The following is a 16,086-nucleotide window of genomic DNA, read 5'->3' as shown; positions in this document are numbered from 1 at the left end:
GGTGCATCTGCCCGAACTCCTCGCCGACCTCGACGACGTCCCCTCCGACCTCATGGAGGAGGCGGTCTTCGACGCCTTCGTGGCGTGGGCCGCCGACCAGGGCCTGACGCTCTATCCGGCGCAGGAGGAGGCGGTCCTCGAGGTCGCGGCGGGCAGCCATGTCGTCCTCGCCACGCCGACGGGATCGGGAAAATCGCTGGTCGCGTTGGGGGCGCACTTCTCCGCCATGGCCCACGGGGTGCGGAGCTACTACACCGCGCCGATCAAGGCGCTCGTCAGCGAGAAGTTCTTCGCACTGTGCGCGGTGTTCGGAGCCGAGAACGTGGGGATGCTCACCGGCGACGCCGCGGTCAACGCCGACGCACCGATCGTCTGCGCCACCGCCGAGATCGTGGCCAACATCGCCCTCCGGGAGGGCGCCGCCGCGGACATCGGTCAGGTGGTGATGGACGAGTTCCACTACTACTCCGAGCCCGATCGGGGCTGGGCCTGGCAGGTCCCGCTCATCGAACTGCCCGATACGCAGTTCCTGCTGATGTCGGCCACGCTCGGCGACGTGGACTGGCTGATCGAGGATCTCCGTACCCGGACCGGACGGCAATGCGCGCTGGTCGGGGGCACCGAGCGCCCGGTTCCTCTGACGTTCGACTACGCACTGCGCAGCATCCACGAGTCGGTCGAACTCCTGCTCCGGGATGACAAGGCACCCGTCTACATCGTCCACTTCACTCAGGCCTCGGCCCTGGAACAGGCTCAGGCGCTGACCTCGGTGGCGGTGGCCACCAAGGAGCGCAAAGCCGCCATCGCCGAGGAGATCGGCGGATTCCGGTTCACGACAGCGTTCGGCCGGAATCTGCGCAAGCTGCTCATGCACGGAATCGGGGTCCACCACGCCGGCATGCTCCCGAAGTACCGCCGCCTCGTGGAACGGCTCGCCCAGGACGGGTTGCTCACCGTCATCTGTGGGACCGACACCCTCGGCGTCGGTATCAACGTCCCCATCCGGACCGTCCTGTTCACGGGGCTCACCAAGTTCGACGGACGTCGGCAGCGTGTCCTCAAGGCCCGGGAGTTCCACCAGATCGCCGGCCGTGCGGGCCGAGCGGGGTTCGACACCGAGGGTCTGGTGGTGGTGCTGGCTCCCGAGCACGAGGTCGAGAACGCCAAGGCCGCGGCCAAATCCGCCGCCAACCCCAAGAAGAAGAGCAGGTCGGCCAAGAAGAAGCCGCCGGAGGGATTCGTCAACTGGTCCCGCTCCACGTTCGACAAACTCGTCGGCGCGCAGCCCGAGCAGCTCACCAGCCGCTTCGAGGTCAACAACGCGATGCTGCTCAACGTGATCTCGCGTCCGGGGAGCTGCTACTCCCACATGCGGCACCTCCTGCTGTCCTCGCACGAGACCCGGGCCCGGATCCGGCAGCACGTCCTGCGCTCAATCGAACTCTTCCGCGGGCTCGAGACCGCGGGCATCGTCGAGAGGATGGCGGAGCCGGACGACGAGGGGCGGCACGTCCGGCTGACGGTGGACCTCCAACGGGACTTCGCCCTCAACCAGCCCCTCGCCCCGTTCGCGATCGCCGCGATGGAGGTCCTCGACCCCGACTCCCCCACCCCGGTCCTGGATCTGGTCTCGGTGATCGAATCCGTCCTCGACGACCCGCGCCCGATCCTCTACGCACAGCAGCGGGCCGCCCGCGGCGAGGCGATCGGTGCGCTCAAGGCAGAGGGGGTGGAGTACTCGGAGCGTATGGAGCTGGTCGAGGACATCTCGTGGCCCACACCGCTCGGGGATCTGATCGCGGACGCCTACGACGCCTACCGGGCCGGGCACCCGTGGGTGGCGGGGGTCGAGCCCTCCCCGAAGGCCGTCGTCCGCGAGATGGTCGAGCGGGGGATGACCTTCTCCGACCTGGTCTCCGCGTACGGACTCAGCCGTTCGGAGGGTTCCGTCCTGCGCTACCTCACCGATGCCTACCGCGCACTGCGGCAGACCGTCCCGGCCGACCTGCGGACCGACGAGTTCGACGACCTGGTCGAGTGGCTCGGGGAACTCGTCCGCCAGGTCGATTCGAGCCTGCTGGACGAGTGGGAACTGCTCACCGACCCCGAGGTCTCCCCGGACCAGGTTGCCGAGCTCGCCTTCGGTCAGTCGAGCGGCACCACCCGGCCCGTCACCGCCAACCTACGGGCGTTCCGGGTGATGGTCCGCAACGCGATGTTCCGCCGCGTGGAACTACTGTCGCGAGACGACATCGACACGTTGGTCCAACTCGACGTCGACGTCCCCCTCCATCCCGACTGGGACACCGAGATCGATGCGTACTGGGACGAGTACGACGCGATCGGAACCGGGCCCGCGGCGCGCGGACCCGCCCTCTTCTCCGTCACCGAATCGGGCGACGGGGTGGAGCCGGGAACCTGGCGGGTCCGGCAGGTGCTCGACGATCCGGAGAGCGACCACGGCTGGGCTGTCGAGGGTGTGGTGGACCTCGGCGCGAGCGACGAGGCGGGCGAAGTCCGGTTCGCGTCGCTGACCCTCGCCGGGTGACGCAGCGGGGAGGCTGAACCGGGCCTCGGATCCGGTGTCCGTACGATGACCGACGAACACCGATCCGACCCCTGGAGGACATCTGTGACCCCCCGCATCCTGTACAAGAGGCTCGCGCTCGCGGAGGTGATCACGTGGACGCTGCTGATCCTGGGCATGGTCGGCAAGTACGGGTTCGGTCTCGACTGGGCCACCACGGTCGGTGGCAGCATCCACGGTTTCGTGTTCCTGTGCTACACGGTGGCTACGGTCGCGGTCTGGACGGACAAGCGCTGGTCCGCGGGGACCGGCCTGACGGGCCTGGCGTCCGCGGTCATCCCCTACGCCACCGTGCCGTTCGAGAGGTCCGTCGAACGCCGCGGGCTCCTCGAGGGACATTGGCGGCTCGGTCCCGGAGGCGAGCAGTCGCGCTCCCCCGCCGAGCGCACGCTGGCCTTCGCGCTCAGGTCCCCGGTCGTCGCGCTCGTCGTGACCCTCATCGTGGTGGCCGTGGTCTTCTCGCTCCTCCTGGTGGCGGGCAAGCCCACCGAGTGGTTCTCGTGACCCTGGCCCGTGGACCGGGACGCCGGGAACTGAACAAGGCGGACAAACAGCGCCGGATACTGGCCGCCGCCCGTGACCTGTTCTTCCGCAACGGGTACTCGTCGGTCACCACCCAGGAGGTGGCCGATCAGGCGGAGGTCGGGACCGGGACCCTGTTCAGGTACGCCCGGTCGAAGGGCGAGCTCCTGTGCATGGTGGCCAACGAGGAGTTCCGGGCCATGGTCGAGACCGTCCCGGATACCGGGGACCCCGTCGAGGATCTGGTCACACTGTGCGACCCCCTGTTCTCCGCCCTCGAGAACCAACCGGAGAACATCGTCGCCTACCACCGCGAGACGGTCTTCGGGGAACCCGGCCCCCACCGGGCGGAGGCGCAGCGCATCCTCGGTGAACTCCGGGGCATCATCGGACTCATCCTCGCCCGGCATTCACCCCGGCCACCGGAGGCGGAGGACCTCCAGGGTCCCGCCCAGACAGTCTTCGACGTCCTCTACATGAGCATCGTCCGTTCGGGTATCGACCGGTCGCCTGGTCGCGACCACCGAGCCGACCTCCGCGAGCACGTGGATCGTGTCCTGCACGGTGTGCTCGCAGGTCGGGTGTCGCCCGACAGCACGTACTGACGGCGTCGTCCGGCCACCCCGACGGACCGGCCTCCACCGCGCCGGGTGAGACTTGTCCGCATGACTGAAGGCAACGACCCCGCCGCCCGCCCGATCAAGGACGCGTCCACCGTGATGGTGATGCGGGACTCCGACCGCGGACCCGAGGTGTTCGTCGCACGCCGCGTCCGGGGGATGGCGTTCGCCGGGGGCATGACGGTGTTCCCGGGCGGAGGCGTGGACGCCTCCGACGACGATCCTGATGTCGCCTGGTCCGGCCCGCCGCCCGCGTGGTGGGCCGAGCGGTTCGGCTGCGACGTACCACGTGCGCGCCGGTTGGTCTGCGCGGCAGCTCGGGAGACCTTCGAGGAATGCGGCGTGCTCCTCGCCGACCACCTCGACGGCTCCCCGGTCGCGGACGCGGGTCGATACCACTCGAGCCGCGAGGAACTCGAGAGCCACCGGCTGACCTTCAGCGGGTTCCTCGCCGACGAGGAGCTCTCACTCGCGGCGGGCAGACTCCGCCCCTACGACCACTGGATCACGCCCTCGGTGGAGTCGCGGAGGTACGACACGAGGTTCTTCCTCGCCGCGCTACCGGAGGGACAGGAACCCGATGACCTCACGACCGAGGTCGACCTGACCATGTGGGCCCGCCCCGTCGACCTCCTCGAGGACTTCCGTGCCGGCCGGTCCATGCTCCTGCCACCGACGTGGACCCAGCTCCGCGTCCTCGCCGGTTTCCCCGACGTCGCGGCAGCACTGGACTCCGAGCGCAGGATCGTTCCCGTCCAGCCGGAGATCGTCGAGCACCGAGACGGGGTGCGCGTGCGCTTCGACGGTTCGGACGAGTACTGGTCCGACTACCAGGCCGGCCGTCCGGAGACGGGGAGCTGATCACCTCCACCGGACATCCCGAAGTACCGACGGACCCGGCTGTGCGGTGGTTGACTGCCACTCATGCGGGATTTCGAGTTCGACGTGGACGCGTCGATCGCCGCCGGGTGGAACCGCTTCGCGACCCGCCTGGCCGGACTCCTGCGTGACCTCGTCCCGGGAGCCACGTTCGACCTGGCTGTTCCCGTCCTCGGGTCGCCGTCCACCCGCACCCCGTACGTGCGTTTCACCGCCACCGGCGGCGGCACCGTCCACGCGGAGGTCTCCGGCGGCGGGTCCGAGGATTCACCGGAGCCGCTGGGGCCAGTCCGGCTCGAGCAACTCATGGCCCTCGGTTGGTCGCTCCGGCACCCGACGGGCCAGGGTGCTCCGGGGGCGGACCTCACGTTCCCGGTCAACCGTGCACTCGAGGTGGCCCACCTGGTCGCCGGCACGATGGAGCGCGTCTTCGGGATCCCTCACCCGGTATTCCTCCATGACGTGTCCGATCCGGAGGACGCCGCCGGGGCCGGTTCAGATGAACCCGTGTCGGCGGACGCCGACTTCCGGTCGCAGCCCATCGCCACCCCGGACGAGGCGACCAGCGCACTACAGTCGGCCCTGTCGGAGGTCTACCAGCGACGGGTCACACCCGACGAGCACGACGTGTTCACCGTTCCCGCCGGCTGTGTCCTGCTGTTCGTCCGTGCGCACCGCTCGCTCCCCCTCGTCGTGTTCCGGAGCCCACTCGTCTCCTCGGTGGAGGATCCCGCGGCCGCGGAGACCGAGGTCGCGATCCTCAACCGGGACTCGCTGTGGTGCAGGTACGTGTTCGACGGCGAGACGATCTCCGCCGAGGCGGAGTTCGTCGACCGGGTGTTCGTCCCGGTCAACTTCAAGATCCAGTTGGCCGAGATCTCGGCCGAACTCGACGACGTCTACTCGGATCTCGCGCACCGGGTCGCGGGCAGACGATGGCGTGACCTGCGCGCCTCCGATGACCACCGTCCCGGCGAGCAGTAGGATCTGAGACCGTGCCGGGACGGGCCCGGTGTGAGAACTCGCCCCAGGAGCGCCTACATGCGTCGCGCCGTCCTCGCTGCAGTGATCGTGACCGCGGCCGTCTCCACGTCTGGCTGTTCACCGGCGTCCCTGTTCGGCGATGACGACTCCGCGGGCGTCCCGGTCCCGACGGCCCAGCAATCCGGACCCCTGCCCTCGTCGCAGCAGTTCGACAGGCCGTTCCCCGTGGCCGGGGAATCGTGGGACGCCACCGTGACGCTGTCCGACCTCAGGATCGTGCCCTCGACCACGTACTCGGACGCGGTCGTGGTCGTGGACGTCCGCGCGGTGCAGGCGTCCGGCCAACCGGAACTGGGACCTGAGGACTTCTCGGCGTTCGACCCGTCGGGGCGGCCGTTCGAGCGGATCGAGAACCCCGCGGGGACGGTCGAGGACCCCCTCGTGCCCTCGGTCCTGAGCTTTCCCGGCGAGGAGATCCGGGGGATGGTCGCCTGGACCATGCCCAGAGGGAACCGTATCGGGCGCATCGACGTGGTCGCCCCGAGGACGATCGGATCGGTCACCGTGACCCGCCAGCCCGAAGACCCGACCGCCACCTAGGGCTCAGGACGGTACCGTGCCCTCCAGATAGGTCCACCGACCACCTCTGCGCTCGAACGCCGATCGCTCGCGCATGACACCGGGCCCCTCGGGCCCGACATACCGGGCCTCGAACTCCACGGTCCCGGTCCGATCGACGACTCCACCGTGAACCACGTCGAGGATCGCGAGGCCGGTCCACTCCACGTCACCGGCCTCCACCCGGGCCGGCCTCGTCCGCGGGTGCCAGGTGCGCCAGAGGTGATCCTCCCGACCCAGAACGAAGGCCGTGTACCGGGATCTCATCAGTTGCTCGGCGGTCTCGGCCGGGACACCGTCCTCGACGAGCGGCCCGCAACAACGATCCAACGGGAGCCGACTCCCGCAGGGACATGCGCTCACGTCGACCTCCTCAGTCCACCCGCATCCGCGATCAGGCTACCCACGACGACCGGTTATCCTGAACCCAGACATGTCCAGTTTCCGTGCACTGCCCTTCCGGCCCCGGCGAGAGCCCGATCCCGACAGCGGCCCCCTGCGGGTCCGCTCGTGCCGCGACCTGTGCGAGTGGACGAGAACCCCGGTGGAGCGCCGCGGTGAGCCCATGTTCGCGTGCCGAGGGTGCGGATCCCAGTGGGTCCCGAGCGAGCACTGGACCCCGCGGGACAGCAACGGGGCGGTCCCCCCGGAGGTGTTGGAGATCGTCGCCGCCGAACCATGACCTCGCCGGCCGCCCTCTAGGCTGAGGCGATGACCACACCCCCTCGATCCCCCAGTCCCGCCGTGAGTTCCGCGACGATCGACGCCGTCCTCCGACGCTCGGCGGCCCGGTTCCCCGACCGCGTGGCACTCAACTTCGCCGAACGCCGGTGGACCTACGCGGCGCTGGACTCCGCGGTCGACCGGGTGGCCACGACCCTCGCCGGTCAGGGCCTCGAGGACGGGGCCCGGGTTGCCGCCTACGGGGTCAACTCCGACGCCTATCTCATCGGCTTCCTCGCCGCCTCCCGCGCCGGATTCACGCACGTGCCCGTCAACTACGCCCTGACCGGCGGCGAACTCGAGTACCTGTTGACCGACTCTGGGGCGTCCTTGGTACTGGTGGACCCGGCACAGTCCGCCACGTTGTCGGACGTCCTCGAGACCATGCCGGGGTTGCGCTCCCTCCCGCTGCTGCCCCGGGAGGGGGAGACCGCGGACGGCACCGTTCTGGGCTCGGCGACGGGCGACTCCCCGTGTGCCCCGGTGCAGTCCCCCGCCACCGGCGGCGATCTGGCCCAACTCCTCTACACCTCGGGCACGACCTCACGCCCCAAGGGCGCGATGATGACCCATTCCGCGCTCGTCCATGAGTACGTCAGTTGCATTCTCGCCCTGGACCTCACCGCGGACGACGAGCCGCTGGTGACCATGCCGCTCTACCACTCGGCCGCGATGCACGTGTTCGCGCTCCCCTACCTCTCGCTTGGGGCGACGGTGCACCTCATGGCCGCCCCGGACATCGCCGAGATCCTCCGCCGGGTCGAGGTCGACAGGATCGGCTCACTCTTCCTCGCCCCGACGGTGTGGGTCCCGTTGGCCTCGCATCCGGACCTGGAGTCACGGGACCTGTCGAGTCTGCGCAAGGCCCAGTACGGAGCCTCGATCATGCCGGTGACGGTGCTCCAGCGACTGCGGGGTAGGTACCCCGACCTCGGGTTCTACAACTGCTTCGGGCAGTCGGAGATCGGCCCACTGGCCAGTGTCCTGCGCCCCGAGGAGCACGACGCCCGCCCGGCGAGCGCCGGCCGACCGGTGTTCTTCGTGGACGCCCGCGTCGTCGACGAGACGGGCGCCGAGGTCGCGGACGGTGAGCGGGGCGAGGTGGTCTACCGCTCTCCGCAGTTGTGCACGGGCTACTGGAACAAGCCCGACGCCACCGCTGAGGCGTTCCGCGACGGATGGTTCCACTCCGGCGATCTGGTGGTGCGTGACTCGGAGGGGTTCATCGAGGTCGTCGACCGCATCAAGGACGTCATCAACACCGGTGGTGTCCTCGTGGCGTCCCGGGAGGTCGAGGACGCGATCTATCAGGATGAGCGCGTGGCGGAGGTGGCCGTGATCGGCACACCGGACGACAAATGGATCGAGGCCGTCACCGCGATAGTGGTCCTCAGGGACGACGTCCACGCCACCGAATCCGAGATCATCGACGGTACCCGCGCCCATCTCGCGCCCTTCAAGGTGCCGAAGCGCGTCGTCTTTGTGGACGAACTGCCCCGGAACCAGTCGGGCAAGCTCCTCAAGCGGGAACTGCGCCAACCCTGACTCCGGGGCCGGGACCGATCCACCCAGGCCTCCGGCGTCAGCCGATCCTGTCCAGGACCTCCGCGGCCACCACCTCGGGGGCTTGTTCCGGGAGCCAGTGCCCCATGCCCGCCAGCGGAACGAACCGGTACTCCCCCGCCATCCGGGAGGCGGTGGCCTCGGCACCGGAGCGCCCGATCGCGGGGTCGTCCTCCCCCCACAGATACGTCGTGGGGACCGACACGTCGGGCAGGTCGTACCGCCGCATCGCCCGGTACCAGTTGAGCGCGCCCGTCAGCCCCGCGCGAGTGCCGACCACCTCGAGGTGCTTGGCCATGAGCTCGTCCGACACGTGCTCGTCGAACATCGCCCGCAGACGTCGGGCCCCGTCCTCGAGCAGGACGTCCTCGGCTTTTTCCTCCTGACGGAAGAGGGCGAAGTAGGCCGACCGGGCCTGCTGGTCCGGATCGGACTGCAGAGCCTGCGCGAAGGCCGACAGATGGGGGACGGATACCACCGTCAGGCTCGACACCCGCCCGGGGTGGTGGGCGGCGAGCCACCACGCGACCGAGGCCCCCCAGTCGTGGCCGAGCACGTGCACGTTCTCCAAACCGAGTTGGTCGACGACCGCCAGGGCGTCCGCGCTCAGGTTCTCGATCGCATAGGCCGCGACGTCGTCCGGGCGCGCTCCGGCGGAGTACCCCCGCTGGGCCGGAGCGACGACCCTGAGACCCTGCTGCGTCAGCACCCCGGCGACCGCCTCCCACTCCCACGGCGACTCCGGGAAGCCGTGCAGCGCCAACACTGTCCCGCGCTCGGGCCCGTTCGTACGCCATTCCAGTACGTCGAGGGTGCCGGCCGGGATGTCGACGGTCATGCTCTGCGGTTCCATGGAGCGGACACTATCTTCTCTGGTGGGTCACCGCGGGCGGCCTCCGGGTGGACTCTCTGCGGACGACCCCGTCTGCGCAACCATCGAGCGCCGGTCATGCCAGTCGCGCACCACCCACATCTCGACCACGAGCGGGTCGACAGCGGCCTCCTCCGCCCACGCGGAGATCACGTCCAGATACCGCTGATACCGGCGTGGCGTCATGCGACCGAGCGAGTCCATCTCGGTCCATCCCGCGTGGACCAGCGTGGCGATCCCGGCCGAATCGACGGGAACGATGGTCTGCTCCGACCACGCCATTCCCAGGGACGACAGATAGAGCGACGCGAGCGGGAACCCGAGATCGGGCACCCCCCTGCCGGCCCTTCCGTACGGCGCCCCGTTGCGCAGCAGGTTCATCGCCTCCGCCGGGGCGTCCAACCAATCCGCTACCTCGTGCAGGACCAGGGGATATCCGTGAGAAGACACCGAGCGCCACGCGGAGCGGTCTCGCTCCGGCACACGGAAGTCCGGTAGGCCCCTGCGCACGCCCGATCGCTGCGGGTGACCGGCGAGCCAGGCTGCACACATGTAGAGCGCGACGACGGACTCCTCCAGGCTGCCGCGCGCCCTGCGTCCCGCCGCCCACAGGTCACTCCTGCGGAGGTATCCGAAACCGGTCTCGACCCGGCCGCCGTCGGGGCCGCCGGCAACCAGTCGGAGGTCGACCCCTCGCTCCGCGAGCCTGAGGTTCCACAGGTCGAGGTCGATCTCCACGTATTCGTCCGCCACCAGCAGCGCCGGGGGCTGGGCGCGACACCACGTCTGGCAGGACGAGGGGAGATCAGGAACGGGACGGGAACCGGTCGTCGTCATGCCCGCACGGTGTCACGCGGGTACGACAACGCCGGCCCCCGGCGCCTCAGTCCTCGGCGAACGCCTCCAGCGGAGGGCAGGAGCACACCAGGTTGCGGTCGCCGTACGCGCCGTCGATCCGCCGCACCGCGGGCCAGACCTTGGGGCGCCACACCGACCCCAGCGGGTAGCCCGCCAGGCTGCGCGGGTACGCATGCTCCCACTCGTCGGCGGAGACGCTCTCGGCGGTGTGGGGCGCCCCGCGCAGCGGATTGTCCTCCACGGTCCACTCCCCCGAGGCGACCAGGTCGATCTCGGCGCGGATCGCGGACATCGCCTCACAGAACGCGTCCAGCTCGGCCAGGTCCTCGCTCTCGGTGGGCTCCACCATGAGCGTGTTGGGCACCGGGAAGCTCATTGTGGGCGCGTGGAAGCCGTAGTCCGCCAGCCTCTTGGCCACGTCGTCGATCGAGATGCCGACCGAGTCGATGAGCGGCCTGAGGTCGAGGATGCATTCGTGCGCCACCCACCCGCCGTCCCCGGAATACAGCACCGGGAAGTCCTGCCCGATCCGCCGGGCCAGGTAGTTGGCACTCGCGATCGCGGTGAGCGTGGCACGGCGCAGCCCGTCCGCACCCATCATGCGGACGTAGGCCCACGTGATGGGGAGGATCGAGGCGGATCCGAAGGCGGCGGCCGAGACCACCGCGCCCGAACCGAGACCCTCCTCGTAGGGGTGGCCGGGCAGGAACTCGCGCAGATGCTCGGCCACCGCGACCGGGCCGACCCCGGGACCGCCACCACCGTGCGGGATGCAGAAGGTCTTGTGCAGGTTGAGGTGGCTGACGTCGCCTCCGAACCGCCCCGGACGGGCGACCCCCACGAGAGCGTTGAGGTTGGCCCCGTCGATGTAGACCTGCCCGCCGGCGTCGTGGACGATCGCGCAGATCTCCTCGATGTCGTGCTCGTACACCCCGTGGGTCGAGGGGTAGGTGATCATGATCGCCGACAGCTCGGCCGCGTGCCTGCCGACCTTCTCGCGGAGATCGTCGACGTCCACGTCTCCGTTGGGTCGACAACCGACGACGACGACCTTCATCCCCGCCATCACCGCGGACGCGGCGTTGGTCCCGTGAGCCGAGGACGGGATGAGACACACCCTGCGATCCTCGTCGCCGCGGGACCGGTGGTACTGCCGTATCGCCAGCAGACCCGCGTACTCCCCCTGGCTGCCCGCGTTGGGCTGCAGGCTCACCGCGGCGTAACCGGTGATGTCGACGAGCCACTGCTCGACGTCGGCCACGAGCCGGCGGATCCCGCGGGTCTGCTCCGCCGGCGCGAAGGGGTGGAGTCCTGCGAACTCAGGCCACGTGATGGGCTCCATCTCCGTGGTCGCGTTGAGCTTCATGGTGCAGGAGCCCAGCGGGATCATGGTGCGGTCCAGCGCCAGGTCCTTGTCGGCGAGGGCGCGCAGGTAACGCAGCATCGCGGTCTCGGTCCGGTACCGGACGAACGCCTCGTGCTGGAGATAGTGAGACGTCCGGTTCCCGTAGGCGGGATCGACGAGGATCTCCAGCTGTCCGGCGTCCGCGATGTCGGCGACCTCACCACCGAACGCCTCGAGGACGAGCGCGAGATGGTCCCCGGTGGTGGCCTCATCGCAGGAGACGGACACGTGGTCGTCGTCGACCTTCCACAGGTTCACCCCACGCTCGGCGGCGGCGGCGATCACCTCGGTGGCGCGGCCGGGCACCCTGGCCAGGACGGTGTCGAAGAAGTCTGGGTGGACCACCTGGACACCCGCGGCGACGAGACCGTCGGCCAGGACGGCGGCATGGGAGTGCACGCGCCGGGCGATCGCCGCCAGGCCCTCCGCGCCGTGGTAGGAGGCGTACATCGCGGCGACCACCGCGAGCAGGACCTGTGCGGTGCAGATGTTGGACGTGGCCTTGTCGCGGCGGATGTGCTGCTCGCGGGTCTGCAACGCCAGCCGGTAGGCCGGCCGACCGTCGGCGTCCGTCGACACCCCCACGAGACGGCCCGGGAGGTTACGGGCATGAGCGGTGCGACACGCGAGGAAGCCCGCGTGGGGGCCACCGAAGCCCATCGGGACACCGAAGCGCTGGGACGAGCCGAAGCAGGCGTCCGCCCCCTTCTCCCCGGCCGGGGTGAGGACGGTCGCGGCGAGCAGGTCGACGCCCGCCGCCACGAGGACTCCCCGGTCGTGGCACTGGTCGATCAGCCCGGCGACGTCGGCGACGCGGCCCGAGGCACCCGGCGTCTGCACCAGTGCACCGAAGAAGTCGCCCTCCGGCAACCCGTCGTCGATCAGGTTCGCGGTGACGATCTCGATGCCCAGCGGCTCGGCGCGGGTGGCGAGGATGGCGGCGGTCTGGCCGAAGACGTCCGCGTCGACCGCGAAGCGGGGACTCTTCGAGGACCGGTTGGCCCTTCGGAGCATCGTCATGGCCTCGGCGGCCGCGGTCCCCTCGTCCAGCATGGAGGCGTTCGCCATGTCCATGCCGGTGAGGTCGGCGACCATGGTCTGGAAGTTGAGAAGAGCCTCGAGTCGGCCCTGGCTGATCTCCGGCTGGTAGGGCGTGTACCCCGTGTACCAGGCGGGGCTCTCGACTACATTGCGGCGGATCACGGCCGGGGTGAGCGTGTCGTAGTACCCCTGCCCGATCATGGAGACCGCGACCTCGTTCCTGTCCGCGAGCACGCGCAGCGCGGCGAGCGTGTCGGACTCCGACAGGGGCTCGGGCAGGGCGTCGATGCCCGCTGCCCGGCCGTCGGGACCCACCTCGTCGAGGATGACCGACGGGAATGCACGCTCGGCGAGCTCGTCGAGCGAGTCCACTCCGATCGTCCTCAGGATGTGGGCCAGGCCGTCGGCGTCGGGTCCCAGATGGCGGGCGACGAACTCGCCTCCGGTCCGGGCGGTGTGCGGGGTCGTCGTCACAGGTGCTCCTCGAAGGGCGGGGCCGCCCGGACGGGCGGCCTGCGGGCCGGTGCTACCCTCTCCGCTCTGTCCCCAACCGGCTGACGCCGGCGCCTGAGAGATTCACGGGGCCCGCCTGCGGGCCGCGCTTTCCCCGTGGGCGGGTGGTCTGTTCCACCGCTCTCCAGAGGCGTTCGACGACTACACGGTCCGGGTGCCTGAGAGATTCTCGGAGAGGAGTTGCTCCTTCGGCGCCCGCGGTGGATACCGCGGGACTCTCCCGTGAGTCGCGTGAACGCACCGCCGAGTCTAGACGACTCCTGCGATCAGCCCGTACGCCGCGAGGCGCGGGCGCGCCGACGGGCCGCCAACTCGTCCTCGAGGGGTTCGATGACGTCCTCGGCCGAGACGGTCTCGGCGGGGAACTCAGAGATCGACCCGGCGAGCTCCCGCATCGCACCACCGATCCCGATGCCGAAGACCCCCTGTCCACCCTGGAGGAGGTCGAACACCTCCTCCTTCGAGGTGCACTCGAACACCGTGCGACCGTCGGAGAAGAGGGTGATGGTGGCCAGATCCTTCACCCCGCGGGAGCGGATCTGATCCACGGCCTTCCGGATGTTCTGCAGGGAGATCCCCGTGTCCAGCAGTTGCTTGACGATCTTGAGGACGAGGATGTCCTTGAACGAGTACAGGCGCTGGCTGCCGGACCCGGCGGCGTTGCGGATCGACGGCACCACCAGATCGGTCCGGGCCCAGTAATCGAGTTGCCGGTAGGTGATGCCGGCGATCTGGCAGGCGATCGGGACGCGGTATCCGCTCGTGCCGTCAGGGATGCCGTCGTCGGGGAACAGTCCCGGTTGCACCTCGTCGAACGTGGCCTGGGTGGCCTCGACGTCGCCTCCGAAGAGACCCTCCGTGTGCGTACCGGTGGAGGACGACTCCGGATCCCGGGTGTGGTCGGCCACGATTGCTCCCTCAAGCTGTGGGGTGCCGCCGCTGTCGCGGGGACACGGTGCCGGGCTCTGTCGAGTCCGGATCCTCTGACGCGTGAACACCATCGGTGTAGTTCACTGGGAGCAACGCTAGGCCCGCGAGGGTCCGCGATCAATAGGACACGCGGTAAACCTCAACCTCAAGTTGAACTTGAGACCTTGCCGCGACCTGCGCACTGGTGCTGGAGTGGCTCCTGTGGATACAGAAATACCTGGTCGCAGCGGTCAGGGCGTCGGGCCGCCGGGCTCCTGCGGCGCGTCTCCGCCACCGAGGAAGTCATCCGGGCTCACCTGGTCGAGGAACTCACGGAAGGCCTCGACCTCCTCCTCGCCCTGCTCTACCAACGAGATGCCGACCTCGTCGAGCACCTCACGGCTGACCAGGACCGGGGACGAAGTCCTCAGCGCGACGGCGACGGCGTCCGACGGGCGGGCGGAGACCCGCGTGCCCTCGAAGACGAGTTCCGCGATGAACGTCCCCTCGGACACCCCCACGATCTCCACCTGCTCGAGTGGATGGGCGAAGGTCTCGAGGAGCGTCGCCACGAGATCGTGGGTCAGCGGCCTCCCCGGCTGCACGCCCTGCTGCTGGAGACTGATCGCAGCGGCCTCGGACGCTCCGATCCAGATCGGGACGTACCGCCCCCCGTCCTTCTCGTGCAGGATCAGTACTGGTGCGTACTCCGGCTCCTCGAAACGGATGCCGACGACGTTCACCTCTCGCATGTTCTTTCCCATGTCCTCCGCCTCTCCCACGGGTCCAGCCTAGCCCCGATCCGTCCCGGGGCGCGTGCGTCAGGACTCCAGCGCGTGCCGGACGGCCACGGTGACGAGCGTGGAGTGCAGTGCCACCGACAGCGCGGCGATCTCCCGGGCCAACTCGGCCGCGCGATCCCGTGCATCCGCGTCGCCCTGCCGGGCCACCGGACCGGCGATCTGGGTGATGAGACCCGTCTGCCGGTCGGCGGCCGTCCTGAAGCCCCGCAGATGGCGAACGTCGACTCCGTGGCCGGCGAGGTCGTGCGCCGTCCGCGCGACCAGCACCGCCTCGGGGTCGAAGAAGCCACCGGGACCGGCCACGATGAGCCCGGCGTCGACGAGGGAGCCGACGAGCTCCGCGTCCACCCCCGACTGCTCGACCACGTCCTCCCGGGTGAGGCGCAGAACGGTGTCACTGCGGAAATCGTCCGGGGTCGACCCCGGTACACCGTCCCCACCGGGCCGCGGGAGCAGGGCGGTGGTGGACCCGTCCGCGATCGCGGAGTCGAGCGCCTCCAACTCCTCGCGGATCACCTTGAGGGGCAGATACCGGTCGCGCTGCGCCGTGAGGACATAGCGCAGCCGCTCGCGATCCCCGACGCTGAACCGGCGGTACCCGCTGGCGGTGCGCTCGGGGGTGACCAGTCCTTCGTTCTCGAGGAACCGGACCTTCGACACCGTGAGGTCCGGGAATTCCGGACTCAGGAGTGCGATGACACCGCCGATGGAGAGGTGTCCCTCCTCGGTGGCGCCGTGTCCGGCGGCTGTCACTGCCCGGGCGTACCCGTCAGGAAGACGAGGCGGAACTTGCCGATCTGGACCTCGTCGCCGTTCGAGAGCGAGGCGGAGTCCACGGGCTCACGATTGACGTACGTCCCGTTCAGCGATCCGACGTCGACGACGTTGAAGGTACCGCCCTCGCTCCGGAACTCAGCGTGACGACGACTCACCGTGACGTCGTCGAGGAAGATGTCGCTGTCCGGATGACGGCCGGCCGACGTGGTGGCCTGGTCCAGGAGGAAACGGGAGCCCGCGTTGGGCCCTCGCTTGACCACCAGGAGCGCCTGCCCCTCGGGCAGCCCCTCGACACCGGTGACGGCGGGCTCGGACTGAGCCGCCTGCTGATCGGACTCGTTGAGAAGCTCCGCGCGGAACACCGAGGTGGTCTCGGCGGTCGCCTCGGGCATGTTCTTGTTCTCGGTCACGTT

The 16,086-nt window shown here is 69.6% G+C and carries 16 protein-coding genes and 1 riboswitch; of the genes, 8 read left to right on the top strand and 8 right to left on the bottom strand.

From position 1 onward, the window contains the following. The first annotated feature begins 1 nt into the window (after position 1). From ABIE38_RS03880 to ABIE38_RS03855, 6 genes are all read left to right on the top strand, one after another. Positions 2-2,548 (top strand): DEAD/DEAH box helicase, encoded by a 2,547-nt coding sequence (locus ABIE38_RS03880; protein WP_354054114.1) that lies wholly within the window; start codon positions 2-4, stop codon positions 2,546-2,548. Positions 2,549-2,632: 84 nt separating this feature from the next. Beyond that, a complete protein-coding gene (locus ABIE38_RS03875) occupies positions 2,633-3,091 on the top strand; it encodes a DUF3817 domain-containing protein (RefSeq protein ID WP_354054113.1) in 459 nt (152 codons plus the stop codon). Next, on the top strand, positions 3,088-3,714 hold the full coding sequence (locus tag ABIE38_RS03870) for a TetR/AcrR family transcriptional regulator (RefSeq protein WP_354054112.1): 627 nt from the start codon (positions 3,088-3,090) through the stop codon (positions 3,712-3,714). The genes ABIE38_RS03875 and ABIE38_RS03870 overlap by 4 nt, the downstream gene beginning before the upstream one ends. A 60-nt stretch (positions 3,715-3,774) precedes the next feature. After that, positions 3,775-4,590: an NUDIX hydrolase gene (locus ABIE38_RS03865; protein ID WP_354054111.1), complete on the top strand. Its 816-nt coding sequence runs from the start codon at positions 3,775-3,777 to the stop codon at positions 4,588-4,590. 63 nt (positions 4,591-4,653) lie between these two features. Beyond that, entirely contained in the window at positions 4,654-5,592 is a 939-nt protein-coding gene (locus tag ABIE38_RS03860; RefSeq protein WP_354054110.1) for a TY-Chap domain-containing protein, read from the top strand. A 57-nt stretch (positions 5,593-5,649) separates the two neighbouring features. Beyond that, a complete protein-coding gene (locus ABIE38_RS03855; RefSeq protein WP_354054109.1) occupies positions 5,650-6,192 on the top strand; it encodes a hypothetical protein in 543 nt (180 codons plus the stop codon). Between the two features lie 3 nt (positions 6,193-6,195). Here the strand turns inward: ABIE38_RS03855 and ABIE38_RS03850 are convergent, their stop codons facing one another. After that, positions 6,196-6,573 (bottom strand): YchJ family protein, encoded by a 378-nt coding sequence (locus ABIE38_RS03850; protein WP_354054108.1) that lies wholly within the window; start codon positions 6,571-6,573, stop codon positions 6,196-6,198. Positions 6,574-6,643: 70 nt separating this feature from the next. Between ABIE38_RS03850 and ABIE38_RS03845 the strand changes: the two genes are divergently transcribed. Continuing rightward, the gene (locus tag ABIE38_RS03845; RefSeq protein WP_354054107.1) at positions 6,644-6,892 is read left to right on the top strand and encodes a hypothetical protein; all 249 of its coding nucleotides are present in this window, start codon (positions 6,644-6,646) and stop codon (positions 6,890-6,892) included. 29 nt (positions 6,893-6,921) lie between these two features. Continuing rightward, a complete protein-coding gene (locus ABIE38_RS03840) occupies positions 6,922-8,478 on the top strand; it encodes a fatty acyl-CoA synthetase (RefSeq protein ID WP_354054106.1) in 1,557 nt (518 codons plus the stop codon). Positions 8,479-8,515: 37 nt separating this feature from the next. Here the strand turns inward: ABIE38_RS03840 and ABIE38_RS03835 are convergent, their stop codons facing one another. The 7 genes from ABIE38_RS03835 to odhI form a co-directional block, all read right to left on the bottom strand. Then, on the bottom strand, positions 8,516-9,349 hold the full coding sequence (locus ABIE38_RS03835; RefSeq protein ID WP_354054105.1) for an alpha/beta fold hydrolase: 834 nt from the start codon (positions 9,347-9,349) through the stop codon (positions 8,516-8,518). A gap of 27 nt (positions 9,350-9,376) precedes the next feature. Further along, complete coding sequence (locus ABIE38_RS03830; protein ID WP_354054104.1) at positions 9,377-10,204, bottom strand: 8-oxoguanine DNA glycosylase OGG fold protein; 828 nt, start codon at positions 10,202-10,204, stop codon at positions 9,377-9,379. Positions 10,205-10,250: 46 nt separating this feature from the next. After that, on the bottom strand, positions 10,251-13,145 hold the full coding sequence (gene gcvP, locus ABIE38_RS03825; RefSeq protein WP_354054103.1) for an aminomethyl-transferring glycine dehydrogenase: 2,895 nt from the start codon (positions 13,143-13,145) through the stop codon (positions 10,251-10,253). A gap of 175 nt (positions 13,146-13,320) precedes the next feature. After that, a riboswitch (glycine riboswitch) is annotated at positions 13,321-13,417 on the bottom strand. 33 nt (positions 13,418-13,450) lie between these two features. Then, on the bottom strand, positions 13,451-14,092 hold the full coding sequence (locus ABIE38_RS03820; RefSeq protein ID WP_095718999.1) for a MerR family transcriptional regulator: 642 nt from the start codon (positions 14,090-14,092) through the stop codon (positions 13,451-13,453). A 252-nt stretch (positions 14,093-14,344) separates the two neighbouring features. After that, entirely contained in the window at positions 14,345-14,845 is a 501-nt protein-coding gene (locus tag ABIE38_RS03815; RefSeq protein ID WP_354054752.1) for a bifunctional nuclease family protein, read from the bottom strand. Positions 14,846-14,914: 69 nt separating this feature from the next. Further along, complete coding sequence (gene ftsR / locus ABIE38_RS03810) at positions 14,915-15,649, bottom strand: transcriptional regulator FtsR (protein ID WP_095718998.1); 735 nt, start codon at positions 15,647-15,649, stop codon at positions 14,915-14,917. Next, positions 15,646-16,065 (bottom strand): oxoglutarate dehydrogenase inhibitor Odhl, encoded by a 420-nt coding sequence (odhI, locus tag ABIE38_RS03805; protein WP_176475132.1) that lies wholly within the window; start codon positions 16,063-16,065, stop codon positions 15,646-15,648. The genes ftsR and odhI overlap by 4 nt, the downstream gene beginning before the upstream one ends. Positions 16,066-16,086 lie beyond the last annotated feature (21 nt).

Origin of the sequence: Dietzia sp. 2505, assembly GCF_040546785.1 — a bacterium.
Taxonomy (GTDB): domain Bacteria; phylum Actinomycetota; class Actinomycetes; order Mycobacteriales; family Mycobacteriaceae; genus Dietzia.
This window is presented reverse-complemented; position numbering and strand designations above follow the sequence as displayed.

Coding starts and splice junctions, on each gene's coding strand:
- ABIE38_RS03865 (WP_354054111.1), top strand. CDS start 3,775: ATGACTGAAGGCAACGACCCCGCCGCCCGCCCGATCAAGGACGCGTCC.
- ABIE38_RS03860 (WP_354054110.1), top strand. CDS start 4,654: ATGCGGGATTTCGAGTTCGACGTGGACGCGTCGATCGCCGCCGGGTGG.
- ABIE38_RS03855 (WP_354054109.1), top strand. CDS start 5,650: ATGCGTCGCGCCGTCCTCGCTGCAGTGATCGTGACCGCGGCCGTCTCC.
- ABIE38_RS03845 (WP_354054107.1), top strand. CDS start 6,644: ATGTCCAGTTTCCGTGCACTGCCCTTCCGGCCCCGGCGAGAGCCCGAT.
- ABIE38_RS03840 (WP_354054106.1), top strand. CDS start 6,922: ATGACCACACCCCCTCGATCCCCCAGTCCCGCCGTGAGTTCCGCGACG.
- ABIE38_RS03835 (WP_354054105.1), bottom strand. CDS start 9,349: ATGGAACCGCAGAGCATGACCGTCGACATCCCGGCCGGCACCCTCGAC.
- ABIE38_RS03830 (WP_354054104.1), bottom strand. CDS start 10,204: ATGACGACGACCGGTTCCCGTCCCGTTCCTGATCTCCCCTCGTCCTGC.
- ABIE38_RS03815 (WP_354054752.1), bottom strand. CDS start 14,845: ATGCGAGAGGTGAACGTCGTCGGCATCCGTTTCGAGGAGCCGGAGTAC.
- odhI (WP_176475132.1), bottom strand. CDS start 16,065: ATGCCCGAGGCGACCGCCGAGACCACCTCGGTGTTCCGCGCGGAGCTT.